Annotated in this window: 23 protein-coding genes and 1 pseudogene; 16 read left to right on the top strand and 8 right to left on the bottom strand. The window is 41.7% G+C overall.

All coding sequences use genetic code 11. From position 1 onward, the window contains the following. Window positions 1-32: 32 nt before the first annotated feature. The gene (locus tag FR932_RS11975; RefSeq protein WP_019442970.1) at window positions 33-1,361 is read right to left on the bottom strand and encodes an anaerobic C4-dicarboxylate transporter; all 1,329 of its coding nucleotides are present in this window, start codon (window positions 1,359-1,361) and stop codon (window positions 33-35) included. A 343-nt stretch (window positions 1,362-1,704) separates the two neighbouring features. Here FR932_RS11975 and fdhF point away from each other — a divergent pair, with 343 nt between their 5' ends. From fdhF to FR932_RS11960, 3 genes are all read left to right on the top strand, one after another. Beyond that, complete coding sequence (gene fdhF, locus FR932_RS11970; protein ID WP_019442969.1) at window positions 1,705-5,895, top strand: formate dehydrogenase subunit alpha; 4,191 nt, start codon at window positions 1,705-1,707, stop codon at window positions 5,893-5,895. 636 nt (window positions 5,896-6,531) lie between these two features. Continuing rightward, on the top strand, window positions 6,532-8,022 hold the full coding sequence (locus tag FR932_RS11965) for a SulP family inorganic anion transporter (RefSeq protein WP_019442968.1): 1,491 nt from the start codon (window positions 6,532-6,534) through the stop codon (window positions 8,020-8,022). Between the two features lie 58 nt (window positions 8,023-8,080). Next, the gene (locus FR932_RS11960) at window positions 8,081-8,932 is read left to right on the top strand and encodes a universal stress protein (RefSeq protein WP_026032253.1); all 852 of its coding nucleotides are present in this window, start codon (window positions 8,081-8,083) and stop codon (window positions 8,930-8,932) included. Between the two features lie 132 nt (window positions 8,933-9,064). Here FR932_RS11960 and lpxL read toward each other — a convergent pair whose 3' ends face one another. Then, window positions 9,065-9,991, bottom strand: coding sequence for an LpxL/LpxP family Kdo(2)-lipid IV(A) lauroyl/palmitoleoyl acyltransferase (gene lpxL, locus FR932_RS11955; protein WP_019442966.1), 927 nt, complete (start codon window positions 9,989-9,991; stop codon window positions 9,065-9,067). 211 nt (window positions 9,992-10,202) lie between these two features. On the opposite strand from lpxL, the gene FR932_RS11950 reads away from it, so the two are divergent. Then, complete coding sequence (locus FR932_RS11950; RefSeq protein ID WP_019442965.1) at window positions 10,203-11,276, top strand: threonine aldolase family protein; 1,074 nt, start codon at window positions 10,203-10,205, stop codon at window positions 11,274-11,276. A 324-nt stretch (window positions 11,277-11,600) separates the two neighbouring features. Further along, entirely contained in the window at window positions 11,601-12,044 is a 444-nt protein-coding gene (locus tag FR932_RS11945) for a hypothetical protein (protein ID WP_019442964.1), read from the top strand. A 111-nt stretch (window positions 12,045-12,155) separates the two neighbouring features. Here FR932_RS11945 and FR932_RS11940 read toward each other — a convergent pair whose 3' ends face one another. Next, window positions 12,156-12,704 carry a disulfide bond formation protein B gene (locus FR932_RS11940; RefSeq protein WP_019442963.1) on the bottom strand — a complete coding sequence of 183 codons (549 nt, stop codon included), beginning with the start codon at window positions 12,702-12,704 and terminating at the stop codon, window positions 12,156-12,158. A gap of 9 nt (window positions 12,705-12,713) precedes the next feature. Continuing rightward, the gene (locus FR932_RS21470; protein ID WP_019442962.1) at window positions 12,714-12,869 is read right to left on the bottom strand and encodes a DUF5993 family protein; all 156 of its coding nucleotides are present in this window, start codon (window positions 12,867-12,869) and stop codon (window positions 12,714-12,716) included. A 315-nt stretch (window positions 12,870-13,184) separates the two neighbouring features. Between FR932_RS21470 and FR932_RS11935 the strand changes: the two genes are divergently transcribed. Further along, entirely contained in the window at window positions 13,185-13,415 is a 231-nt protein-coding gene (locus tag FR932_RS11935; protein WP_019442961.1) for a hypothetical protein, read from the top strand. A gap of 402 nt (window positions 13,416-13,817) precedes the next feature. After that, window positions 13,818-14,339: a hypothetical protein gene (locus FR932_RS11930; protein ID WP_019442960.1), complete on the top strand. Its 522-nt coding sequence runs from the start codon at window positions 13,818-13,820 to the stop codon at window positions 14,337-14,339. Window positions 14,340-14,400: 61 nt separating this feature from the next. Here FR932_RS11930 and FR932_RS11925 read toward each other — a convergent pair whose 3' ends face one another. Continuing rightward, window positions 14,401-16,254, bottom strand: a complete 1,854-nt coding sequence (locus tag FR932_RS11925) for an SgrR family transcriptional regulator (protein ID WP_019442959.1) — start codon at window positions 16,252-16,254, stop codon at window positions 14,401-14,403. A 216-nt stretch (window positions 16,255-16,470) separates the two neighbouring features. Between FR932_RS11925 and FR932_RS21465 the strand changes: the two genes are divergently transcribed. The 7 genes from FR932_RS21465 to FR932_RS11890 all read left to right on the top strand — a co-directional run bounded on the left by FR932_RS21465 (window position 16,471) and on the right by FR932_RS11890 (window position 21,419). Continuing rightward, window positions 16,471-16,647 (top strand): hypothetical protein, encoded by a 177-nt coding sequence (locus FR932_RS21465; protein WP_019442958.1) that lies wholly within the window; start codon window positions 16,471-16,473, stop codon window positions 16,645-16,647. Further along, window positions 16,644-17,033, top strand: coding sequence for a VOC family protein (locus FR932_RS11920; RefSeq protein WP_019442957.1), 390 nt, complete (start codon window positions 16,644-16,646; stop codon window positions 17,031-17,033). Before FR932_RS21465 ends, FR932_RS11920 begins: the two co-directional genes overlap by 4 nt. A gap of 716 nt (window positions 17,034-17,749) precedes the next feature. Next, the gene (locus FR932_RS11910; RefSeq protein WP_019442955.1) at window positions 17,750-18,274 is read left to right on the top strand and encodes a prepilin-type N-terminal cleavage/methylation domain-containing protein; all 525 of its coding nucleotides are present in this window, start codon (window positions 17,750-17,752) and stop codon (window positions 18,272-18,274) included. Between the two features lie 170 nt (window positions 18,275-18,444). After that, window positions 18,445-18,930: a VOC family protein gene (locus FR932_RS11905; protein ID WP_019442954.1), complete on the top strand. Its 486-nt coding sequence runs from the start codon at window positions 18,445-18,447 to the stop codon at window positions 18,928-18,930. Between the two features lie 320 nt (window positions 18,931-19,250). Next, the gene (locus tag FR932_RS11900) at window positions 19,251-20,012 is read left to right on the top strand and encodes a hypothetical protein (RefSeq protein ID WP_019442953.1); all 762 of its coding nucleotides are present in this window, start codon (window positions 19,251-19,253) and stop codon (window positions 20,010-20,012) included. An 86-nt stretch (window positions 20,013-20,098) separates the two neighbouring features. Continuing rightward, entirely contained in the window at window positions 20,099-20,623 is a 525-nt protein-coding gene (locus tag FR932_RS11895; RefSeq protein WP_019442952.1) for a GGDEF domain-containing protein, read from the top strand. A gap of 592 nt (window positions 20,624-21,215) precedes the next feature. Continuing rightward, window positions 21,216-21,419 carry a YaeP family protein gene (locus FR932_RS11890; protein ID WP_019442950.1) on the top strand — a complete coding sequence of 68 codons (204 nt, stop codon included), beginning with the start codon at window positions 21,216-21,218 and terminating at the stop codon, window positions 21,417-21,419. Between the two features lie 135 nt (window positions 21,420-21,554). On the opposite strand, the gene FR932_RS11885 is transcribed toward FR932_RS11890, so the two are convergent. Together FR932_RS11885 and sigZ are read right to left on the bottom strand one after the other, a co-directional pair. Then, complete coding sequence (locus FR932_RS11885; RefSeq protein WP_019442949.1) at window positions 21,555-23,075, bottom strand: glutathione synthase; 1,521 nt, start codon at window positions 23,073-23,075, stop codon at window positions 21,555-21,557. Next, window positions 23,072-23,632: an RNA polymerase sigma factor SigZ gene (gene sigZ, locus FR932_RS11880; protein WP_019442948.1), complete on the bottom strand. Its 561-nt coding sequence runs from the start codon at window positions 23,630-23,632 to the stop codon at window positions 23,072-23,074. The genes FR932_RS11885 and sigZ overlap by 4 nt, the downstream gene beginning before the upstream one ends. Window positions 23,633-23,902: 270 nt before the next feature. Between sigZ and FR932_RS21845 the strand changes: the two are divergent. Continuing rightward, window positions 23,903-23,992: pseudogene (locus FR932_RS21845) on the top strand (hypothetical protein); the annotation flags it as partial. 91 nt (window positions 23,993-24,083) lie between these two features. On the opposite strand, the gene FR932_RS21700 reads toward FR932_RS21845, so the two are convergent. Further along, entirely contained in the window at window positions 24,084-24,242 is a 159-nt protein-coding gene (locus tag FR932_RS21700) for a hypothetical protein (RefSeq protein ID WP_019442947.1), read from the bottom strand. Between the two features lie 543 nt (window positions 24,243-24,785). On the opposite strand from FR932_RS21700, the gene FR932_RS11870 reads away from it, so the two are divergent. Further along, window positions 24,786-25,316: a chorismate mutase gene (locus FR932_RS11870; protein ID WP_019442946.1), complete on the top strand. Its 531-nt coding sequence runs from the start codon at window positions 24,786-24,788 to the stop codon at window positions 25,314-25,316. Window positions 25,317-25,839 lie beyond the last annotated feature (523 nt).

Below are 25,839 nucleotides of genomic sequence, written 5' to 3'. Positions count from 1 at the left end.
TAATGCGATTGATTTTTAGTTAGCTTGATGTGCTAACCAATCACGATCTGTCCTAACACATAACCAACCAAACAAGCAGAAACAACCCCGATTAAACCCACCGCCATGAACGAATGGTTGAAGTAGTACTTACCAATTTTAGTTGTACCCGAGTTATCAAAGTTCACCGTGGCAATATCTGACGGATAGTTGGGAATAAAGAAGTAACCATATACCGCAGGCATTAACCCGATCACCAAGGCTGGTTCAAGCCCCAACGCCAAACCAACGGGTAACATCATCCGCGCTGTTGCTGCTTGTGAGTTCACCACCACAGAGACGATAAATAGGGCTAATGCAAACGTCCAAGGGTGCAAGGTAACCATATCAACAATACCAGCTCTGAATTGCGGCATCGCGTATTGGAAATAAGTATCTGACATCCAAGCGATACCAAAAATAGCAATGGCAGCAACCATACCCGATTTGAATACCACGCCATTAGGTACATCGCGTGGATCTGTTTTGGTCGCCAACAAGATCACACCACCAAACGCTAGCATCATCATTTGGATCACTACTGACATTTTAATGGGCGCAGCACCTTCGCTGATCGTTCTAATCTCTGGGAACATGGCAATCACGACGATAGACACAATAGCACCTAAGAAGATAAGCACTGCGTTACGCGCTTTAGTCGGTAACTTTTCATCTAATGAGGTTGATGTGGTATTTAAGATCTTTTCACGCCAGATTGGATCTTGTAAGCGTGCTTGGTATTCCTCATCATCGTCTAATTCTTTACCGCGGCGTAAGCTATACAGCGCTAACATCAAGGTACCGAATAACGTCGACGGCACAGTCACCATCAAGATCGACAGCAGGGTAATAGATGAATCGATATCCACGAGTTGCGCTAAATAGAATACCACTGCCGCCGAGAGTGGTGATGCGGTGATCCCTATTTGCGAGGCGACAGATGCAGCAGCCATAGGGCGTTCAGGACGAATACCATTTTTAAGGGCGACATCACCAATGATTGGCATAATGGAATATACCGCATGACCAGTACCCAGCAAGAATGTCATGGTATAGGTAACAAAAGGGGCAATTAACGTCACCCGTTTTGGATTTGTTCTTAAAATACGCTCGGCAATTTGCAGCATATATTTAAGCCCGCCAGCCGCTTCGAGAATTGAAGCACAGGTAACCACCGCCAAGATAATCAACATTACCGTGACAGGGGGCGAAGTCGGCGGCATTTTGAAGATAAACACTTCAATCACCAAACCAATCCCAGAGACAACCCCTAACCCTATGCCGCCATATCGAGAACCGATATAGAGCACGACCAATAAAAATAGAAATTCAAAATACAACATAACACCACCGTTTGTATAACTTTATGGGTAGTAGGGTATCTTTTAAACAAGGTCGTTAAATTGAACTATTACTCAGTTCGAGCAGAAGAGGTCATTAATTAATGCGCGATTGATATGAAATAAGTTTTTGATAAATAATGTAATTATTCCTCCGTAATGTGAACGTCAGCGTAGATTTTATTTCATCACAGTTAACAGCAGCTTGATTTAGCGGTACCAGCGTATTTGAGTATTGGAAAAATCACCGCGGAGAGTGTTCCACATCAAAGCATTTTTCACTGCCTTTGTTAGATTGATGACTGAAATTAAATTATGTAGTTCAGAGATCTTTACGAGGCCACCTATGATAAACGTTACATTTAACGGACAGCAATTTACCGCCAATACCCAGCAAACCCTGCTTGAAGTCGCTACCGACTGTGATATTGACATCCCCTCATTGTGTGGCTTGAATAAAAGCGGCGAGAAAGTGCCGTGTGATCTCTGTGTTGTCGATATCGAAGGACAAGGTATTCAGCGTGCTTGTGAAGTACAAGCTACCGAAGGCATGGCGGTAACTACTGCCTCTGACACCTTATCGTCGTTACGCCAGCAATCGCTTAACCGTATTCTTTCAGACCACTATGCCGATTGTGAAGCACCTTGTCAGACAGCGTGTCCTGCTGGCGTTGATATTCAATCTTACCTGTATCATATTTCTCAAAACGACCACGCTAAAGCGGTTGAGGTGATCAAACGTACCTTACCTATGCCACTGTCGATTGGCCGTGTGTGTCCGGCATTTTGTGAAACCGAGTGTCGCCGTGGTTTGGTCGATGAACCGCTCGCTATTCGTCAATTGAAACGTCATGCTGCCGATATTGATTTAGCAGCGCAAGAGCAATACGTGCCAGTAAAAAAAACCGGACGAGGTGAGTCTATTGCCATTGTTGGTAGTGGCCCTGGTGGCTTAACCTGTGGTTATTACCTGACTAATGAAGGTTATGACGTGACGGTATTTGAATCTATGCCGGATGCAGGAGGGTGGTTACGTTATGGTATTCCTGAGTACCGCTTACCTAAAGCTATTCTAGCGAAAGAAATTGAGATCATGTGCCGTAATGGCATGCAGTTGCTGACCGACAAAAAATTGGGGCGTGATTTTAGCCTGACAGAACTGACTCAAGACTATGATGCTGTGTGTTTAGCGGTTGGCGCGTCACAAGCAGTTGACATGCAATACACGGGCAGTGACTTGGATGGTTGCTATTTAGGCGTTGATTACCTTAAAGATTACGTCACCGATGGTCACTACACCACAGGTAAGAAAGTGGCTGTGATTGGCGGTGGTAATACCGCGATTGACTGCGCGCGAACGGCTGTGCGTGATGGCGCTGATACGACGCTGATTTACCGACGAACTCGCGCTGAAATGCCAGCGGAAGATTATGAAATTCTGGAAGCGGAACATGAAGGGGTTAAATTCCACTTTCTCACTAATCCAGTAGAAAACATGGCCGATGAAAATGGCCGAGTACACGGAGTAAAATTAGAGAAAATGGCCTTAGGTGAACACGATGCATCAGGTCGCCGCCGCCCAGAACAAACCGGTGAATACTTTACCGAAGCCTTTGATACTGTCATTGCTGCGGTATCGCAAAAGCCCGATTTAAGCTTCATGGAGCAAGAAACCTTAGACTTGCCGCTAACGCGTTGGAATACCCAAGATGCCAATGAAGATACCATGCACTCGGGCGTGGGCAATGTATTCAGTATTGGTGATTTCCGCCGCGGCCCGGCAACCGCGATTGAAGCCGTTGCCGATGGGCGTATTGCCGCCGAAGCGATTGATCGTTACTTTGATGGTGATATGGAAAATATCCCGGTTAAACAATTCAATTCGAAGAAAGCCCCTAAGTTAAAACAGGTCGATACGGCGCAATTTGACAGTATTAAACAGGTCATGCGTTCTGTCATGCCTGAGTTGAGCCCACAAGCTCGTGAGTTAAGCTTTGCTGAAGTTGAAACTGGTTTTGATAATGATGAAGCAATGCGGGAAGCTGCGCGTTGTTTAGAATGTGGTTGTCAGGCCAATACCGATTGCCAATTACGTGATTTTGCGACTGACTATAAAGTCGCGGATGCCGATATTTATACCAAGGAAAGTCAAGCAAGCTGTCAGAAGTTTGCTGTGGATGACAGTTCAGAGTTTATCGTTTTTGATGCCAACCGTTGTATTAGCTGTGGCCAATGTGTCGATGCCTGTAACGAACAGGCGGTACATGGTGTGCTGAGTTTCATGAAGAATGATGACGGAAAGTCAGCAGACCGTCCTGCATGTCGCCCTGGTTTTGAACACGGTTTCACTATGGGTGATTCTGACTGCGTGCAATGTGGGCGTTGTGTGCAAGTCTGTCCAACGGGGGCATTAGTTGATAGCCGTGATAAATCCCAAGGCCGTATTGAAATGCTAAAGCCAGTCGATACCATTTGCACTTATTGTGGTGTCGGCTGCAAGTTAACTATGTTTGTTGATGAAAGTCAGAATAAGATCCGTTATGTGCAAGGCGTGAAAGACTCACCAGTAAACCAAGGTATGTTATGTGTGAAAGGGCGCTTTGGCTTTGATTTTGTTAGTAGCAGCGAGCGTCTTACCACACCATTAATTCGTAAAGGTGGCGTACTCCAACCAGCAAGCTGGGAAGAGGCAATCACGCTGGTGGCCGCTAAGTTTAATGCCATTAAAACCAAGCATGGCGGTAATGCATTAGCAGGTTTCTCGTCAGCAAAAACCACCAATGAAGATAACTTCGCTTTTCAGAAGTTCATTCGTCGTGAATTAGAAACCAATAACGTCGATCACTGTGCTCGATTATGCCATGCCTCGACCGTAACAGGTCTTGAAGCCTCTATTGGCAGTGGCGCGATGACCAATGATATTCCCAGTATTCAGCATTCAGATTTGATATTTATTATTGGCTCTGATACCACCTCTGCGCATCCGATTATAGCCTCGCATATCAAGCAAGCCGTGCGTCATGGCAATGCGCGTTTGATTGTTGCTGATCCTAAACGTATCGATATTAGTGATCATGCGCAATTGTATGTTGCCCATCGTCCGGGTACAGATGTGATGTTAATGAACGGTATCATGCAGCAAATAATTAAAAACGATTGGCATGATCAGGCTTACATTAACGATCGTACCGAAGGCTTTGCGGCGTTGAAAGCAGAAGTAATGTCTGACAGTTATGCAGCAGATAAAGTTGAGTTGATTACGGGCGTGAAAGCGCAAGACGTGATTAACATGGCAGAGATGATCGGCACAGCACAGCGCACCGCTGTGTATTATTCGATGGGCATAACCCAGCACACTACTGGGCATGACAACGTACGCTCAATTGCCAACTTACAAATGTTGTGTGGCAACATCGGTATTGAAGGCGGTGGTATTAACCCATTACGTGGTCAGTCTAATGTGCAAGGTGCTTGTGACATGGGCGCGCTGCCAGGTGATTTCCCCGGTTATCAAAAAGTGACTAAACCAGAAGTACAGGCCAAATTCGCCAAAGCGTGGAACAAGGCTAATTTACCTAAAGAAGCGGGTTTAACATTAACCGAGATCATTGATGCAGCGTGTCACGACGAAGTGAAAGGGTTGTATGTAATGGGAGAAAATCCCGTGTTGAGCGACCCCAATCAAGCCCACGTGATTGAAGGTATCGAGAAGCTTGATTTCCTAGTGGTACAAGATATTTTCTTAACTGAAACTGCGCAATATGCGGATGTGGTTTTGCCTTCGTGTTCGTTTGCAGAGAAATCAGGTCACTTCACTAATACCGAACGCCGCGTACAACGTATTTCACCAGCGGTTAAGCCACCAGGTGAAGCGAAAGAAGATTGGGTTATTATTCAAGATATTGCTAATGCTATGGGCAGTGACTGGGCATATCAATCGGTTGAGGATATTACCAAAGAAATTACCCAATTGACGCCTCAGTATGCCGGTATCCATTGGGATAGCGTCGGTAAAAATGGCGTGCAATGGCCCTGTGCAGATGGTGAATCTGAAGGTACGCGATTGATGCATACCCAACAGTTTACCCGTGGTAAGGGGGAGATGGTTGCTGTGCCATTCCGTTATGCCGCAGAGTTACCTGATGATGAGTATCCGTTGATCTTGACTACCGGACGCTTACTGGAACAGTTCCATACCGGCACCATGACGCGTAAAACCAAAGGTTTAGATAACCTTGCTGGACCACGGGCGATGATTTCGGTGGCGGATGCAGAGCTATTAGGCATTAGTAATGGTGACATGCTCATGGTATCAACACGCCGCGGCAGTATCGAAACCCCTGCGTTTGTGACGAAGCGTATGCAAGCTGGTGTGGTGTTTGTGCCATTTCATTTTGCTGAATCACCAGCCAATCGTTTGACCACTACAGCGACAGATCCACATGCCAAGATCCCTGAGTTTAAAGTGGCAGCGGTGAAGATCGAAAAAGTGCTGGAGGGCACTACTTCTGTGACAAGAGAGGCTGTAACCAATTAGCTGTTAGTACAGTGGCAGTAATTGCGAACTAGGATGCAATTTGACCTAGCGCATTTACTTTAAATTGACAGAAGCATATAATGAGCTCGCTTTAATATATGCTTCTTGCATAAAGTTACATAAGATAGTCACATAAGATAGTCACATAAGATAGTCACATAAGATAGTTACATTTAAGTCAAACCTAAGGTACCGAGATGACGCCGCCATAACGCTAGACCCCCTCTACACAATTTATATGACTTTTGTAATTAAAGTCAGGCTCTTACGCACCGTAAGATTATTATAAGTTGGACTGTATCAGTAATGTATCAACACTATATAAAACTATATTGGCTCTATATTAGTACTGGCATATTTATCTATCGAGATAATATGGCTTATTGTTGATGATCACTATTTCCTGACATATTTAAAACAGGAATTCTCCAGTATGGTATTTTTACCATCGCTATTTATCGTTTAAAAGTACATTAAATTGCATGCGGCTTACGTCGTGGAATCTGCCCTTCTTGAAGGTCATTTACTGTGGCTGAAATAGCATGAAACCATCGATTTAATGGCTGATCTAAACATAATATCCGCGTATCGCTACGAACTCTCGTGGGTAATCGATGCGCCTGAAAAAGGACAAGTATGATTTTTTTGTCAAACAAACAAGATTGGTTAGGTAATATTAAAGGCGATATACTCGCTGGTATTGTTGTTGCGTTAGCACTGATCCCTGAAGCTATCGCATTTTCTATTATTGCCGGCGTCGACCCTAAAGTGGGTTTGTATGCGTCGTTCTGTATCGCGACTATCGTGGCGATCACAGGTGGCAGACCAGGTATGATCTCTGCTGCGACGGGTGCCATGGCACTGTTGATGGTGACGCTGGTGAAAGAGCACGGTCTAGAATATTTGCTTGCAGCGACCTTGCTAACTGGCCTATTGCAAATACTCGCAGGTTATTTACAGCTGGGCAGTTTAATGCGCTTTGTCTCACGTTCAGTGGTTACGGGTTTTGTGAATGCACTAGCGATTTTAATCTTTATGGCGCAGTTACCTGAATTAACCAATGTGACTTGGCATGTCTATGCAATGACGGCGGGTGGCTTAGGTATCATCTATCTATTCCCGTATATCCCCGTTATTGGTAAAAGTATTCCTTCGCCTCTAGTGTGTATCATTTTCCTGACTGTATTATCACAAGTGATTGGCTTAGATATCCGCACCGTTGGTGATATGGGGGAATTACCTGATGCCTTACCTATCTTCTTATGGCCTGAAGTACCGCTTACTTTAGATACGTTGTGGATCATCTTACCTTATGCGTTGGGTCTGTCTGTGGTCGGGCTTTTAGAGTCGATGATGACAGCGACGATTGTCGATGATTTAACGGATACTAAAAGTGATCGTAACCGTGAATGTAAAGCACAAGGTATTGCTAATATCGGCGCTGGTTTAATGGGTGGTATGGCTGGTTGCGCCATGATCGGTCAATCAATCATTAACATTAAATCCGGTGGTCGTGGTCGACTATCGAGTTTTTCAGCGGGTGTATTCTTGCTGATCATGGTGGTTTTCTTAGGCGATGAGCTCAAGCAAATTCCAATGGCGGCTTTAGTTGCTGTGATGATCATGGTGTCGATTGGTACGTTCTCGTGGAGCTCGATTAAAGATCTTCGCTCGCACCCGATATCAACCAGTATTGTGATGATAGCGACGGTTATTACTGTTGTCGGTACCCATAACTTAGCCATTGGTGTATTTGTGGGTGTATTGTTGTCAGCGCTCTTTTTTGCGCACAAGATCAGCCGCTTTATGGTTATCAAAAACACCCAAACAGAGCAGCAAGTGCGTACTTATCAAGTCACTGGACAGATATTCTTTGCATCGGTAGATAAATTTGTTGATGGGTTTGATTTTAAAGAAGTGGTAGATACCGTGGTTATTGATTTATCGCACGCCCATTTTTGGGATATCAGCGCCGTTGGTGCACTCGATAAAGTGGTGATCAAGTTCCGCCGTGAAGGTGCAACCGTGAATATTGTCGGCATGAGTGATGCCACTGCCACCGTAATTGATAAATTTGCCATTCATAATGATCCCGCTGCTGTTGAAAAAATGATGGCTGGCCACTAAGGAGACGACTATGAACAACACCGTTAATAACACAATTAATAACACAATTAATAACAATATGAAAAAAATAATAGCTGGAATTGATGGGTCTAAATTGGCTCAAGCTGTTTGTGATACTGCTATCTGGGCGTCAAAACGTTTGGGTAATGGCATTGTATTTTTACACAGCATTGAGAAAAAACCGCAACATGGCGCCGATGATTTTAGTGGCACGATTGGTTTAGGGGCGCGCTCGGCGTTGCTTAATCAAATGACGGAACTCGATGAACAGCGCGGCAAAATGGCGATCCAATTGGGCAATGAAATGCTCGGCCATGCGGTGGATAGAGCTAATTCTGCAGGGCTAACGGACATTGAACCACTGCAGCGACACGGTGACTTTGTCGAAGCATTAGTTGGTTTAGAAACAGATGCACGTTTAATGGTGGTTGGGCGCTCTGGCAATGGTCATCAAGATGATTTTAAAGCCTTGGGTTCACATATTGAAACCTTGATCCGCCAAGTACATACACCAATTGTGATTGCACCGCAGGACTTCACCGAACCAACTAACTTTATGTTGGCTTATGACGGTTGTGAAACCGCAGACAAAGCAGTGCAACGCATCATCGAAGGTGGTTTACTCAAGGGCATGACGTGTCACTTAGTAACTGTTGAAAACAGTGATAAAGCCCAAAAGCAAAAATTTGAACAGGCTCAAGCACGACTCACTGCTGAAGGCTTTGATGTGATGGCGACGTACCTGAAAGGCGATATCTCTACCGTGCTGATGGATTACAAACAGCGTAACGAGATCCAGCTGGTGGTGATGGGGGCGTTTGCTCACTCTAAGGTAAGAAACTTTTTCTTGGGAAGTAACACCATCCGCATGATTGAAAACAGTCGAGTGCCGTTGATCGTACTTAGGTAGCACTAATATAGCACTTTGACCCCGAAGTGATTATTGACGTGTAGTGAGTCAGTATTAACTTTACTAAATGCTTTTCAGTTAACTTATATACAAGATATAGCTGAGAAGCATTTTTCATTTTGGCTGATAATATTATTTATAAACAGACGGCGAATCTGGATCTGGACGGGTTTTAAAGCGTCGATGTAACCACATATACTGAGCGCGTTCTTTATTAATGATCTGCTCGATAATGGCATTACCTCGTTTAGTGTCAGCGACTTCATCCTTGCTTGGGAAGTCCTCTAACGGCGGTAATATTTCGATGGTATAACCCTTATCATCAGCATTACGTACTACGCTGAATGGCAATACTTTGGCTTTCCCCAAACGTGCTAGGGTACTTGCGCCAGTGATGGTTGCGGCATCAGGCACTGCGAAGAAGGGCACAAAGGTTGCGCTCGAACGTCCGAAATCTTGATCTGCGGTATACCAAATAACGTCTGATTTACGCAGGCAACGTACCATCTGTCTCAAATCACGTTTAGGTACGAGTGCTTTATTCGATCTGAGTCGGCCTTTAACCTGCATGTACTCCATTGCTGGATTTTTATGTGGGCGGTAAACACCAACACCGGGATGGAATTGACCAAATATACGCGCACCCATTTCCAATGGTAAGCAGTGTACGGCAAACAACACAATGCCATGACCTTCGCTGAGCGTCTTGTCTATATGTTCTTGACCTTTGATGGTCATGTGACGCTGCACTTTTTCATCCGACCACCACCAAGCATTGGCAATATCGAAGATAGCTTTGCCGATCTCTTCGACGTTACGATCTAACAATTGTGCTTGTTCTGCTGCTGGCATATCAGGGAAACATAGCTCTAAATTACGTTGCGCGATCTTAACGCGACGACTAATCAGTTTTTTAATTAAACGACCGATGCTTGCGCCCATTTTCATTTGTTTGTCTAAAGGCAGTAATAGGGTTAGTCGTACCAAACCGGCAAAAAACCACAGTAACCAGAATTTTGGATGAAACAAGTGATTGGAGAACTGCGCTTTTTCTATCATAGAAGCCTCAAAATAGTGTCATGAATATTAAAACAGCCCCTGATCCATGAGTCTGATTCACTATTATATGATAGATAATAATATCTGGACTTGTTGTTTTAATTAATAATTTGATAATAAAATCGCTAGTAAGTCATATTTCAATGCAGCCATTTGCACTCGCTACCTAAAAACAGTAAGTTGAGACATCTGCAGTATTTAAGGAAGAAGTATGCAAAACGAATGCAAATTTGTGTTACCCGGTAATCACCAGCCTGAGCCCGCTGAAGTGTTTGAAACGATGGCGCTGTGGTGCCGCGAGCATAACGTCAAACATGATGTTTATGGCGAAGGTGAGCTTATTCAAGGCTTTGAACAAAAAGTGGCAGATCTACTTGGCTTTGAAGCGGGATTGTTCGTTATCACGGGCACCATGACTCAGCCAACCGCGTTGCAACTAGCCTGTCAGTCACGACACTGCTTTAATGTTGCGCTGCATCAGTCTAGTCATATAACCTTGTGGGAGTCGCAAGGTTATCAGATGCAAAACCGATTCAATGCCTTACCCGTTGGTTCGCCGTATACACCATGGCTGGTGGATGATCTTAAACGCATTCCTGACAAGTTAGGCGCTGTGCTTTATGAATTACCTATGCGTGAAATTGGTGGGCAGCTGCCCGCGTTTGATGCACTGAATGAGATCAAAACCTATTGTCGTGAACAGGATATTCATTTGCATATGGACGGCGCTCGCTTATGGGAAGCCGCCGCGTATTATGAAAAATCCTATCAAGAAATTGCTCAAGGGTTTAACTCTGCTTATGTCTCCTTATATAAAGGCGTGAATGGCTTAGGTGGTTCATTATTGTTGGGTGATAAAGACTTCATTGCTGAAGCGTCAGTGTGGATGCACAGACAAGGTGGGAGCGTGTATCAACGTTCGCCTTATGTGATTGCCGCTGCGATGCAGTTCGATGAACGATTAGCTGCAATGCCGGCATTATTTCAGCGCACTAAAACACTTTATCAAATGTTGTCTGAATGTAACCATATCACCGCAAATCCGCGAGCCCCACAGGCAAACATGCTGCACCTGCATTTACCGTTGAGCAAAGCTGATGCGAGTGAGTTACGTGATATGTTGGCCAAAGAATACAGCATTTGGATCGGTAACCCAAAACAAAGCGCACTGCCTAATCAGTCATACCTTGAATGGTATGTCGGTGATAATCTCTTAAATATGGATGATGATATACTGCGCCAAGTTCTTGAGCAGATTAATACCTTGATTGCCGCAAAAAATTAGCTTATTTGCAAGGTTATTAGGTTCTGCTTACTTTATGTATGTCTAATGCTTTGCTTTATTCTTGCTTTATTCTTGCTTTATTCTTGCTTTATTCTTGCTTTATTCTTGCTCGATTCACTCAAATAACCCACATAGCAACTAAGTTTACTAACGGTAGACACTCCCATAGCCGTAGCAAGCAAAGCTATGTTAATGTAGGGTAATACGAAAGACACTATCCTTAAATCTCCCATTTCATTTTTGATGCGGCAGAAATAACAACAATTTATTCATATTACTCTAGGCTTATTGCGTAACAGCCTTGTATATAACTAGGACATAGACATGTTTTTGCTAAATAATATACATGATAAAAATTATAAAAAATGTTATCCAACAGAATCCGATGTCATTTTTGACATTTCAGAAAAGCAGTTAGCTAGCGCTAAAAATGCAGCTTGGAACGAGCTCAAAGAAGGCAGTATCGTTTGTGTAGTAACAAGTACGCGACGAGTTAGCACTTTTTGCAAAGTTACAGCGATTAAAAGTGTCGAAGAGATAGATTCTGATGGCGGTGAAATGTTTGCTTTATTTGGTGTTGTGATTGCTAAGCTGATGCCAGAAAGCAACATGGGTTTATTACTGAGTAAGTTTAGCGTGAAGCATCAATATCTTCCGAGTAATAAATTTAGCGTTGGTTTCCATGTTGCAGATTTGGGTACCGAGTTAGATACTTTAAAAGTGAAAACTCGAAGCGGTGCTAAAACCATCAGCGAGCTTAAAGGCTAGAGCTTACATAATATCAAGTGGGGCGCGTTTAATCGCGCTCACCACCCTCTATTTGTGCCTCAATGCTATAATATTAAGACATAACATCAAGACACCACACCTACTTCAGACTTAACGGAATAGCCAGTAACTCACTGGGTCACCTGGACATTCAAATGGTCCACATTCAGCGAACGCATTCAGCATATTTGCTGCTGTCACTAGAAGTACCATGATAATCGCTATTTTTGCGATATTACCCTGCATTGAAAAAGGAATGTATTTTACTTTTTCATATTGAGCTGAAAAGGCCATCATTATCGCTGTACCAAAAATGATAATGACGAATGTGATGAATGCCCATGTATAAAAGTGCATACCTAAGAAAGGCGCGCCATAGCCTGGAGTACCGGGGATCACATGCAGTGACATTTGACGTAATGCGACGGCTGCACCGAAAATAGCGCTGATAATCATGCCGCTGTAATGCACCATTCGCGGACCAAAAATTACGTTACAGAATAAGCCAAATAAAACCGCAATAAAGCCAACACGTTGTAGTAAACACAGTGGGCAAGCGAGAATATCTTCTACAATTTGTGAATAGAATGCATACCCAAGTACTATTGATAATGCCAGTGCACCTAATGCATTTAGCTGGCGAGATAAATTATTCGTCATGATGTTTTCCTAAAGTAAGATTTCTAACGCGTCAGTTGCATGGTGTGAAAGCCAAAATGCGCTAACGACAAGCGAAAGTGCAAAGCTATAAAATGACCATTCTCGTTTTCCTTTTAATGCCAATAGCATGCTTACCAAATATAAGCCGAAGATCAGTGTCATCATCTTTAATTACCTTAGTGTTTCAATAAATTATATTATCAATATACTGATGTGAATCAAAGTATTCAATCGCAATTTGTGCTATTGGTGTATTTATTCTAAAGTGGAACTAGCTTATACCTTAATGGAATAAGCAGGGTTTTATGAAAGTAATACATAACGTTGGGCACAGTTGTTCCGGGGTTGCTTGACCTAAGTCTCGAATTAGTCTTTACTGCATACCTACATTGATATAGTTTGAGCTAGATCATAAGGTGCATTTTCAGTTAGCGGAACAATAGTGGTATTGGTAATTTAATCCATTATGGCTGTAGTGATATGACAGATAAAAAGCTTATCCGCATTTTGAAAGTATTTATTGTTATTGGTATCTCGCTAATACTGCTCGGTCACTATCTTTTATCGTACACAGATTTCACTCAACAGCATGGCGTGACAGGTATTATGATCTGTGCGGGCTGTATTGCTTTAGGCTTTGCGTTCTCGTTACCAACGAAGATGTATCTGACCTTTGTGCTGGTTAAACGTGAAAGTGAACAGTCGAAATAGTAATCGTCATAGCCATAATCATCATCAAAGGAGATTGTAAATTATGAAAGAAACGACACGGTATTTACTGGTATTAGTTATGTTTGTCGCTATTCAGGCATGTGATTAATCGTTCAAGACGTTATTCTTCGTTATAAATCGACTAACCGTCGTGCACGCATCGCCATTTCTTGGCGACTCGCACCCAATCGCGCTTCGTTGGCGTTTTGTTCATCAATCAGATGTTATCTAAGCAAGATCAAGCAGCTTAACTCAGTTATTGTCGTGATGGATGTCATGTGACTTATATCTTATAAATACAATGCCTTACAAATTAAAAATAACAGCATGGATATTTTGCATTTATAGTAGTCTTCATTAAATTAGTAGGCATGAAGCTTAAAATAGAATAGGGATCATTGTATGAAGTTATTTGAGGCAATTCCATTATCAGTTTTTGTTTTTTACATCAGATATATGGACCTTGATACTGTTGAAGATTGGAACCGCGCATTTTTAATCAGTGGTGTCGTTGCATTTTTGGCGACACTCTTTTTGATTACCCAGAAAATAAATCTTAGTCGCATCTTTCTTGGTGTTAATTTGTATCTAATCAGTGCTGCTATGGCTATTGTTAGCGAGCAGTTTTGGCTAAATGAAATTTATGCCGAACTCCATGCATCAGGTATGTTGATATGGGTAGTCATGGTTGGTTTGGGCAGTATGTTACTTAGTCCTCAAGGTTTTATTGGCGTTGATTCGCCGGATAAACAAAACATAAATAAGTGTTCACTCTTACTCTTATTTACAGCTATTTGTGCTTTTGGACTCTCTTTTACTTTCCGAGGTAATATTATTTTGTCTGAGGCTATTCCATTTATTTTAATATTTGCGATGCAGCATATACTCACCCGAAAAATGACAAGAATGAAAGGGCTAGTATGAAGCCCTTTCATTCAGTTCTTTAACGTTGCTATTTTAAGCCATTATTTAAAGCCGAACGGCATTAGATGTTAATCAATTCTTCAGACCACACATCTTGTATATCAGGCCAACCCCAGACATTTATCGACACGCCTTTGAGTACGCCTTGGAAATACAGCGTCTGTTTGTGATGGAGCATAGGTATCATCCAGTGTTCTGTGATCATCGCCGTGCTAATCGATTCCAACTCGGTAAGGTAGTTGGTTAATTGCTGCTGTTGGCGAATGTTGATTAACTTGGTTTGCAGCCAATCACTGGCTTCTGCAGATAGGCTTTGATTAAGGATCGCATTCGATAACATCCAGTGAAATACCGAAGTCGGTAGGTTGTCGTCCAAATCCAAGCTTATCAATATCAGGTCTTCAGTTAAGTTATTGGTACTGGCTTTTTGTACGAGTTCCTCAAAAGAATAGACGTTCACCTCACACTCAATATCAGCTTGTTTAAGTAACTTAACCATCGCCTGAGCGCATTCCTTTAGCGTATGGTGCTCGAATATGGCAATGGTCAGTTTGCTCGGTAAAGGTTGCTCTGCGGTGCCTATCGAGATGACTTTTAACCAGCTAGACAGTAGATTGTATGCTGGGATCGCTTCAATTGGATTGTCTGATCGTTTTAATTCGGCCATCAGTTTATCTGCGGTGAGGAGTTGGCTGAGGTATTTACGCTGCAGTAAAGAAAGATTTGCTCTGCTGTTAATCATCGCGAGCAAACAGCCATATTCGATTCTGCTTTTTTGAGCTTGATTGTCAATTTCTTGCTCCAGACTGCTTACCTGCTCAAGGCTGCTTCCCTGTATTAGGCCATTAGCAGCATAATTAGAGCGGATCTGACTGGTTTTTTGTACCACATTAGCTTGTATCTCAGTGGTACAGGGCGCGTTAGTCTGTGGTGGTGTCACTTGCCATATCGTCACTGTATCAGTGAGTGCGCGATGGCTGTAATAGTTGTCGTAAGCCTGTAAGCGTAAATACTGTTGTGTATGCTCTTGTACTCTAAACGCACCACTGCCGACAATCGCCTTCGCGCTATTAGACTGCGAGTTCGGGTAAGCATGTAAGTGAGATTGTAGCTGTGATTGTAGCTGAAAGTAGGGCTGAATCGAGTATTTCACATCTGCAAGCAGGCCAGCAAGGCCAGGATCGGGTTGGTCTAATTGAACATCAATACACAGTGGGTTTATCGCGGTGATATGACTTACATGTGCCAGTTCAGTGTTGTAGGTCGGCAGTCGCTTTAGACGATTAAATAATTCAGCTACCTGTTCGGCATTAATGGTACTGCCATCATGAAAGGTCAGCGCAGGGCGTAAGTAGAAACGCCAACGCAGTTGTTCTGCGTTATATACCCAATGATGAGCTAACTGTGGTGTAATAATGCCATCTTTATCGCATTGTACTAAGCAACAATACACCTGACGTAACAGAAAGCGTTCGCTGTTTCTTAATGCGATATGTGGCAGTAGCGCAGCAAAAGAACGGCCATAAGTTAGCTGAATATGTAACCGACCTTCACGCTGTACTGCACCCGATGTATTTTGCAATAAGCGCCCAAATAACACTTGGTCATGGTCTATCAGTGCCAATGCTTTCTCGTATTTACCAATCGCAATCAGCTGCTGTGCAAGTTCTGCTTTTAACTCATCGATGGCATAATGCAGACAGAGCGTTGACCGCTGATTACGTCCAGCCTTTGGCGTCCACTCTAACCAACCTAAATCGCGCAATTCGTTTAGCTGGGTGCGGCAGTGTCGGGTGCTGGTGAACATGACTTCTGCGACGTCTTGCAGGGTGATCGCTATTTCTTGTTTTTCCCCCAGCTTCGTTAGCCGAGCGTAATACAGCATTTTCTTATCATTATTCAAAACAGGCAGCATATTATCATCTCGACTTCCGCGTTTAGACCGTAAATAGGATTTAAAAGACATTATCAGCAAGGTTACGACTTTAAGCGGAAGTAAAAAATATTATTCACTCTCTTTTTTAGTTCCTGTTATTGGCGGGTACTTACCTCATCATTTAAGCAACGCGTAACGCTTAAATCACGCTATAGCAATATAGATAGAAACATTGATAGAAATAGAGGTATGAGCATGTTTAAGACAATTAAAGCAATCTTTCAAGGCTCGGCAAGCAGCACGCTTGCTGAATATTATCAGGCTCGTCTGCAAACCTGTAAAAGCGCTGTGGAAATCGAGGCTATCTTTAGCCTAAATGCATTTATGTCATTCAATGAAGCAGAAGAACAACAAAATGAGGTGCTGAAATGAGAATTGAACATGTAGCGATTTGGTGCAAAGACCTGGAAACAATGAAATGTTTTTATACACATTTCTTTAATGCCAAAAGTAATGCTAAATATGAAAATACACGTAAAGGTTTTCAGTCGTATTTCCTGACTCTGCCAGATGGTCCACGCATTGAATTGATGCAAATGGATTCTGTGTTGATATCTGCAGCAGATGTATTTCCACAGTTCACCGGACTCGCTCACATTGCCTTTGCTGTCGGTTCAGAGGCCAAGGTCGATGCGATGGCCATAGAATTTATAGCGCAGGGTTATGAGGTGCTCGATGGACCACGCCGCACTGGCGATGGCTATTATGAATGTGTGGTATTAGATCCAGAGTGGAATCGAATTGAGATAGTGGTGTAACAATCATCCCTTTCGGGTTTCTTTTATTTTGAGGCTAAATAGTTATCCCTACATATTTCTATTTAGTCCTTAAGGTCAATATTGATAATTTAATGTGAATACAAATACATAGGTCTGGAGCGCAGTCTCAAAACCAAGTCCTTTATAATTAATATTAATAGTGGGAGAAATTAGGGGAGTAACATTAAATAGCTGAACACTATTTTCCTCCTTTGAATACCCAGTAATACCACCTAACCCAAAGCCTAAATCAGCCCAGTTATTCACAGGCCACTTCTTGTGATAGGAAAACATATACGAACGGCTGTAGAACGAATTAACCATGCTCGATGCTTCAAAGCCTTTATAGCCAACCCCCATGATTTGATTGTCTTCATTACGATCTCGAGAGGTGAGGTGATAGGTTCTACCTGTGTAGGTTAAAACAATGCCCTTATCATCATAAAAAGAGTTATCGATGAAATCATTATAAACGGCGGTGAAGAAAGACCTTTTATCATCTTTAGGCTCCGGTGTCTGCGCATATAGGGGTAAAGATAGGCTGCAATGTATACATAAGCATGTGTAAAAAAGTAGAACTTTATTTGTCTAACCCTGCTTACAAGTCCTTACATATATACCGTTTACACTCGCTATTAACTGACATAGCATCCGTCATTATATGGATATCATTCACTGGTATTAACCCAGCAATAATGTAATTTGAAATGGATTAAATGAAAAACAAAGGTTTCACACTCATAGAATTAATTATATCTATTATCGTCATAGGTATTTTAGCGGCAACAGCAATCCCTCGATTTATCAATATTGATACCGATGCTGAAAACGCTTCACTCATCAGTCTAAAGGCTGCAATCGAAAGTGCGATTAATATCTCTCATAAGAAGATGGTCATTGACGGTATGGAAAATGATGCAGCGCTCACCTATGCAGAATCAGCAGCATTTTATGAAGGCTGTGAATGGTGTTCTTTTGACTATGGTTACCCCGTTGCTGATACCTTGACCTTGAAATATTTAGTCGATGGCATCGGCATTGTTGAAGATGATGATAGCTTTGCTTTGGTTGAATGGACAAAAATATGGGCTGGCGCAGTTGTACTTATCACGCCAACGGACAACGCCAAACGATTAGCCAATAATTATCCAGTCTTAATAGAAGACAACTGCTATGTAAAATATACCAGTTATGATCAGGAACCTAAAAAACCACTAATCGAAATAGTGGCATGTGATTAATGGTTTTTTAAAACCGATTATTGCACCAACGCCGAAAAGTAAACGAACAAAAATCATTACAATAAATTATCAAAAACATTAAAATTGATAATTTCACTTAATGGTTGTCACTGCCTATACTTACTCCATCAAAACAGACAAACAACTAACAACGCAAAAGTGAGTATATTATGAAAATGAATCATGTAGGTATTATGGTTGGCGATATGGATAAAGCGGTTGAGTTTTACACTAAAGCGCTTGGTCTTAAAATTGTAATGAACAACACTAAAGTACTTGAAGAACGTGAGTCTGCGATTGGTAAAATGTGTGTAGCAGTATTTGGTGAAGGCTTTAAAGGTTTTAACATCGCTCACTTAGTCACGACTGACGGCATTGGTGTTGAAATTTTTGAAATGAAAGAGCGTCAAGAACGCCACGAAGTTGATTTTTCACGCCTTGGTATTTTCCACTTCTGTCTGCAAACAGATGATTTTGAAGGTGCTATGGCGCGTACTGAAGAATACGGCGGTAAAGTGCGTATGGACGTTCATCGCTACCACCCAGAAGACGATAGCAAACAAGCGAAAATGGTTTATCTAGAAGACCCGTTTGGTAATTTATTCGAGCTTTACTCACACACTTATGAAGAAACGTACGCTTCTGAATACGAATAAAATAAACTTATCATAAAACGAGCCTCCTTTATTGGGGGCTTTTTTGATCTTGTATTATGTCGCTTTGATCAACAAAGTGTCGCTAGTAAAAACACCTGAAATAAGCCGTTCGACTTGTTTATATCACCCTGTAAATATCAAATATGTATAATCCAGTTTATATATGGGTTAAGCCTATAAATGATTATACAGAGATAGTTATTATCCTGCTCTAGCTTGGTTAAATAGCGAATTTTACCAAGGTGCAACGGATTTCATTGCGATTATGGATTTAACTGATTTAGGTATAAGCGCATATTTGATGATGTTGGAGTGAGATAATGACGACGAATATGAATAAACTGACTTATAGTGTGCTTATTGCTTTTGTTATAAGCCTCGCATTCGTCAGTCTTTATGGCGCGATGAATTATAATAAATACTTCCACAGATCATACTCTTCTTTTACTAGTCGAGTGAATGAAGTCAATGCCAATTTTGATAACTACGGTTATATCCTCAACCTCGTCACTGATTTGTGGGATGCGAGTACCCATAAGATAAATTCGACACGTGATAATAACGATGGTCGATTTCTGCATCATGCTTTGGAAGGTCAAACCAAGCAGGGGGTTAAGGTGCTTAATTTTATGAATTCTTTGGACTCGAGAATTTTAAAAAAACTGAATGATAGTAAGATCCGCACATTTGTTCGCAGCATGGATAGCAATGAACTTATCGCGTTAATGGATTTTTCTGACGAAGCGTTACAAAAGGTATTTAGACATGATCGGTGTGTAGAAACAGGATCTTGTGGTGAGAATACCGATGAACTTCATTATTCTAATGTACACAATACATTAATCGATGGTAAGCCCAGCGTGATTATAATGAAACGACTTAAGGGCACATCTTTTTACATTATGTTTCATATGTCGTTAGAGGATATGAGCGCGTTTAGCACTGATTTAATCCTTGATTCGCTAGAGTTTGAAGATAAACCGTTTAAGTATGTTGAGCTTTATGCTGATGATTACACATCCATTTTCAATCGAAATTCGGATGTTGTTTTTTTCATAAAAGTAAGTTTGGTTACCTTATAACGGAAAGGCACGCACTGTTTGCCCCCCTCCAAAGTATCATTCCGTTGTTCATCGTTTGCTGGTTATTTTTGGCGATCATTTTCTATATGTTATTACATCTAAACTTAAAAAATGCGCTCATTAGAGAGAAAACAACACGTTCAATTACTGATAAATTGACGGGTGTTTACAATCGTGAATTCATTGAATTAGCGTTAATGAAAGAAGGTATGTTGAATAGTGGTGGCACAGTTATTTACCTTGATGGCAATAAAGTTAAAATGATTAATGATAAATTTGGCCATGACTACGGTGATATCGCGATTAAGATGATTTGTGATGCGGCGAACTCTTGCATCAGAAAAGAGGATTACATTATACGCATGGGCGGCGATGAATTTGTCGTTGTACTTAAGGGTTGTAATGAGTCCGCTGCGGTTCGTGTGTTTGACAGCATATCCACCGTACTAAGATTGCAATCAAAGAGTAAACTGCCCTTTATTGAAAGTGGTGTTTCTGTTGCGCCGGGTTATTGTGAGTTTACCAACAGCACAGATTTTGAAAGTGCCATTACCAAGTCCGATCTGGAAATGTTGAAACACAAAGACGCGAGTAAACAAGGCTGTAAATAGAAAGCGTTACCCTTTTCGAATTAGACCTAATATGTCGGTATACAGATACTTACAGAGTCTGTGCATTAACCCTTGGTGTTGATGATGAGATCCCAACTAAACTACTTAAACAGCAAGATATTTAGCTTAAAGAGTTATCTATTCCAGCCTGCTATCTGTAATAGATATCGCAATTATCTGGGGTTGTGTCTTCGCGCCCCTGATCTGTATTTAGAACTGCAAGTACGGAATTATTTCTGTGCTCTTCCTGACACCAATATTTCGCGTAGTCATCAGGTTTTGATGGATTGTATTCATGATAAGCGCATGATGCGAGCAAATTGGTAAGCAGGGATATAAACACAATCTTTTGTATACGGAACATCAATTTAACCTGAATTAAGCATGGAACATGATGTTACATGCGTGTTTTAGCAGAGTACATTATTGAGTTGTAAGAGAATGTCAGGATTGGTGTTAGAGGTGTTGCTATGCATTTACTAACCAAGATCAACACATCTTCAATCAACCTTAACGCTCGACATTGAATTAAGGCAAAGGTTAAAATAGTCCCATATTAATTTTAAATGACTCTTCTATATAAGGTATTACCATGAACGTGTATCAGTGTTGTGACAAAGTCCGTGAGTTGTATTCATTAATTGGCAGTGGTGATCAGGGTTATATTCCAAAAGCGATTGGCTGTGCGATCAAAGCATTAAACGATGTAGCTAGTAACGAGTCTTTACCTGACGATGTTCGTGACAACGCGGCCTTTGCAGCTGCGAATCTACTGATTTCAGATTTTGAAGATTAGTGCCTAAACCCAAAAATGCGAGCATGATAATGGAACATTTATTATAAAATAAATCCACATTATGCTCGCCTTTGTTAGCTTAAAGACGCAAATCATTTAATGATGAGCCTTGGATTTAATCAATCGTTCAATTAATCAATCAATCAGTGCAAGAGAATCTAAAATACCCTTACCACTGTGAATACCACCTTCGTTCTCACTCGCTGGTTTACTGCGGATCAAATACCCTGCATAACCTTTATATTCAGTTACTGGCTCACCATTGTAGTAGGCGGTAAACAGACCTATTTCACTGACTAAATCGTCGATTTGAGTTTGCTGGCCATCACGCACTGCAATAGTTGGCGTCTCGCGTTCATGTGGATGCAAACGTAACATTAACGCCCATGCGTCGTACTCAGTTGGGTTAAGTTGATTTAACTTATCGCTAATATCGTCACCAAAAATGCAGTGACCACCACCTTCACCTTGATTCTTTAATACCCATTGTTGTTTGTCTGCTTGGGTGTTAAACCAAGTGATGGTGCTTTCATTCACTGGCTTCATTTCTGCAAGCACACTTTTGACTAATAGCGCTTCTTCCAGCGTCAGTCCCCAGCGTAAATAGTCTTCAGCGGGCATTATCGTGAGCAACATTTGTATGGTTTTACTGGTGGCTAACTGCTGACCGATAGTGGCGTTCATCGCTACATGATGTTGTTCGATAAACAATCTTGTCTGGCTTAACGTCTGGCAACATACCGATTCATTACGTTTTGGAGAATAGTAGTCTGAATATTGGTAGCCAGCGCGTAGATACACTACGTCGATAGCACCGACACCTGCTAGCATTAAACGTTGGTTTTCGCCTGTTGTAAGCTGGGTACTGAGCTGCTCAAACGTCCGTCTTACTGTGCGTAAGCCATTTTTCTGCAGCGCGATTTCAAGCAAGTGTTGGTCGTAAACATTATCTTCATTGTCTTGAATTACCATCAAAAAGGTTGGCTTAGCTTGGGGCGTATCGGTAGTAAAGGTCGCTTGGACTTTTTTAGCTGCTTGGGCAATACCATAAGCGAGTTGTTCTAGGCCTTGATTCTCTGCTGGTGTAGCGGGGCTATTTTTAGAACTATTTTTAGAACTATTTTCCGAGCTAGTAGCCGCCCATGTGCGATAAACGGCAGGCCATTGGTTTGCCATAAAGGCGTGAAACTCTGTCGCACGTTGACCAAAGGGTGCCATGCCCGCTGCGATACCATTAAATTCGATGACTTTAGCGCCGTGTTCACGGTCATCCATAAAGTCGGTGCGCATTAACAGTAATGGTGTACGTGCCGGATTAAGGCGTTTGTCTGTTTTACCCTGTTTTTTATCATAGTGCGCCTGCTGATGGAGTGCTAATAAGCGACCGAAAAAGGGATCGGCTTTGGCCATGTCTTGTAATGATGATTGCAGGTAATCATGGTCTTCAGACAGGTTGCTGATTAGTTTGGTGATCAGCGGCGTTACTTTACGCAAGTGTTCATACACTTCACGTTTCATTGTCATTGGCGCAATGCTAAAAGGGCAGTGTCTTGCGGTATTGTCTGCTTGACGAAATGCGACGCCATGCATAATTGCCCATTCAGTGGCGTCTTCAATTACATGTTGTGGGATCATTATGTTTGCTTGGTTATTCATTTTTGCTCCAATAAAGGGTCACATTTAGGTGCGCTGCCGGTATCTTTTCTGGTGTAATCGACAATACCGTTTTGGTCTACTTCAAAATCACAACATGCCATCATTTGTTCGCGAAATTTGACTCTGCCTCTTTGCACACGACTCTTGGCTCCAGAAAGTGATAAACCCAGTTGTTGGGCTATGTCTTTTTGTGAAACACCCTCAAGCTCTGCTAAGCGCAGTGGGATGCCGTATTTTTCTGGTAACTCGTCAATCAAGGGGCGCAAACATTGCGCTAATTCTTCGCGAGCTTGAATGCCTTCATCTTCCTCTTCAGCGACGAGATCATCGGGTAGGGGTTCATAAGGTTGACGCCCTCGATAAAAATCCATGATGGTGTTGTGCGCAATACGATAAAGCCAACCTTTGAGGCTGCCAGTAGATTTTAATTGATGCAAATTACTGCTGGCTTTGATGTATACATCTTGCAGGATATCGTCAACAGCGTCGGCATCATCGATGCGCTTGCTTACATAACCGCGCAGTTGCGTTTTGTGATTTTGCCATTCAGATAACATATTTACGGAGCCTCAATTTAATCGATTTACGCTATTCATTATTTACAGTGCTCTTTATTTACAGTGCTTATAGCTAGACGGTGTTATTCACCAAAAGACGCAAAAAATAACTCATTTTGTATATTTTATTTGTATCGGCAGGATTGATCACCTTTTTCTATCTTTAAAATGCCTTATAATATCCCTCTATTTTAGCAATACTTATCGGCCGGGCCGTCATGGATCTTATTCAGCTTTCTCGACTTAATTTTAAGCATCTGACTGTGTTACATGTCATGCTCTCCACACAGTGTTACCCGAAGTGCTGATATATTGTGTATGGGCGTATCGAGCGTCAGTAAAACCTTGTCTCAACTGCGAGTGTTATTAAACGATGAACTATTTTATCGTGATGGTACCCAGCTTATTCCTACCCCCTACGCAGTTAGTGTAGGACCAACCCTGCACCTTATTATAAATAATATGAACGGGTTATTGAATCAAACCACATTTGAGCATCAATCTCTAAATATGGGAGACTTGCTTCTGCTTCTAAGGCTAAATATTGCGATTTTTGCTTTGCTGATAAATTGATATCAGTGATGATACTGTAGAGGCGTTCCTGATGCATAACCATTTCCCATAATTAAAATATGGTTATTGTAGATGCTTCAGACTACTTTCTGTTAGTGAAATGAATAGAAATACTCATTTCCTTTTTGGAAACAGTAGCAGCAAAGGTTAGCGTTACTAGGCAAGTCGCTTGGTAGTTATGGTACGACAAAGTCCCTTGGTGTTCACAAGAGTTGGAGCGATAACACTAAGCCATTGATGGACAGGAATGGCTTAGATCTATTGTACTACCGATGGTAAGACACGTTAGATTTTATAGGGTAAGCGAAGACGTCTAACTAACGCCCTCACCCCGATTAAACATAACATTTTAATCGGGGTTTAACAGGTTATGTAAGTCACAAATGTTGCATATATATCAGACGACCAAGTTATGCTGAATGCGATTACACTCGCTTACACTACCTTGCTTTACACAATCAACTCGTGGGTTTAATATCAATGGCTATAAATACCAGTAATGATAAGACAAGATGCCGTCCAAAAAGGATCATTAATTACCTATTTAGTACTAACTATATCAATATGTTATGAGGTTTACATGCTTAAAATATTTTCAACAGTAGCGCTTCTTCTATTTTCATTCAACTCTTTCTCTGCCCCTACCCCAGCTGAGATCTTCTCAACCCTTAACCTGCGTTTGAGTTACATGGAAGATGTTGCCCTTTATAAAGCAAACAATAATAAAGCAATAGAAGACATTCAACGCGAGAAACTTGTCATAGGAAAAGCAAGTCAATCGGCAGAAAAAGTAGGCTTAAATAAACAAAGTGTTGTAGGATTTTTTCAGACTCAAATCTCGGCAGCCAAAGCTATACAATATAGATATCGTGCAGATTTACTAAGCCAAACCGAAACTGAAAAACCTAGAGATTTAAAAACTGTTATTCGACCAGCACTGATAAAATTAGGGAAAGAGATTAATGCTAAACTCGCTCAATACCTAAAAGATGGTGGCACATTTACCGCTCAAGACTGGGCAGCATTCGAAACGACAATTGATTCTCGCTATTTAAAAGATACAGATAAAAAAGCGTTATTTAAAGCGCTTACTCAAATACGACTTAAGTAGGAAGCTCATGTTAGGGCACAATTGTATAGTGGGTAATTGAAACTGGCCTCCAAGTTGGAGGCTTTTTAGATCTAGGGCTGAAATCGTCCCTGAGCGGCCTATTGAACATAAAGGTGATAATTGTCATTTCACTACTCAGTAAACAAGTCCTCTCTAACGCTTACTTTACCCCTTTAAAACCAATTTTAACCCATAATTCTGGATGGATAATTTTGCACTGTCTTAGTGAATATCCCTTTCGCGTCGATTCTAATTGAAATGCTTATTTCTAATGCTTTTGTAATATGAGATATGAGATACAAGTCACTATAGGAGGGAGAGTGCCTTTGCATAATATCTAACCAAGGCAGGATCACAATTGAACTCGCAATAGGGTTCACGTGTGCTGTTGTGATATGACAAACTCCTCACATGAGCAAATATATGGCAAACCAATATAAACATATTTCGAGTGAGTTAAAGCTCTAAGCCAAAAGGGGGCAATTTCGGCTTAGATCTTAATCAATCGTAATTGAGATACACT

This window comes from Moritella marina ATCC 15381, from assembly GCF_008931805.1.
GTDB lineage: Bacteria > Pseudomonadota > Gammaproteobacteria > Enterobacterales > Moritellaceae > Moritella > Moritella marina.
Note: the sequence above shows the minus strand (reverse complement) of the source record. Positions and strands in the feature narration are given on the sequence as shown.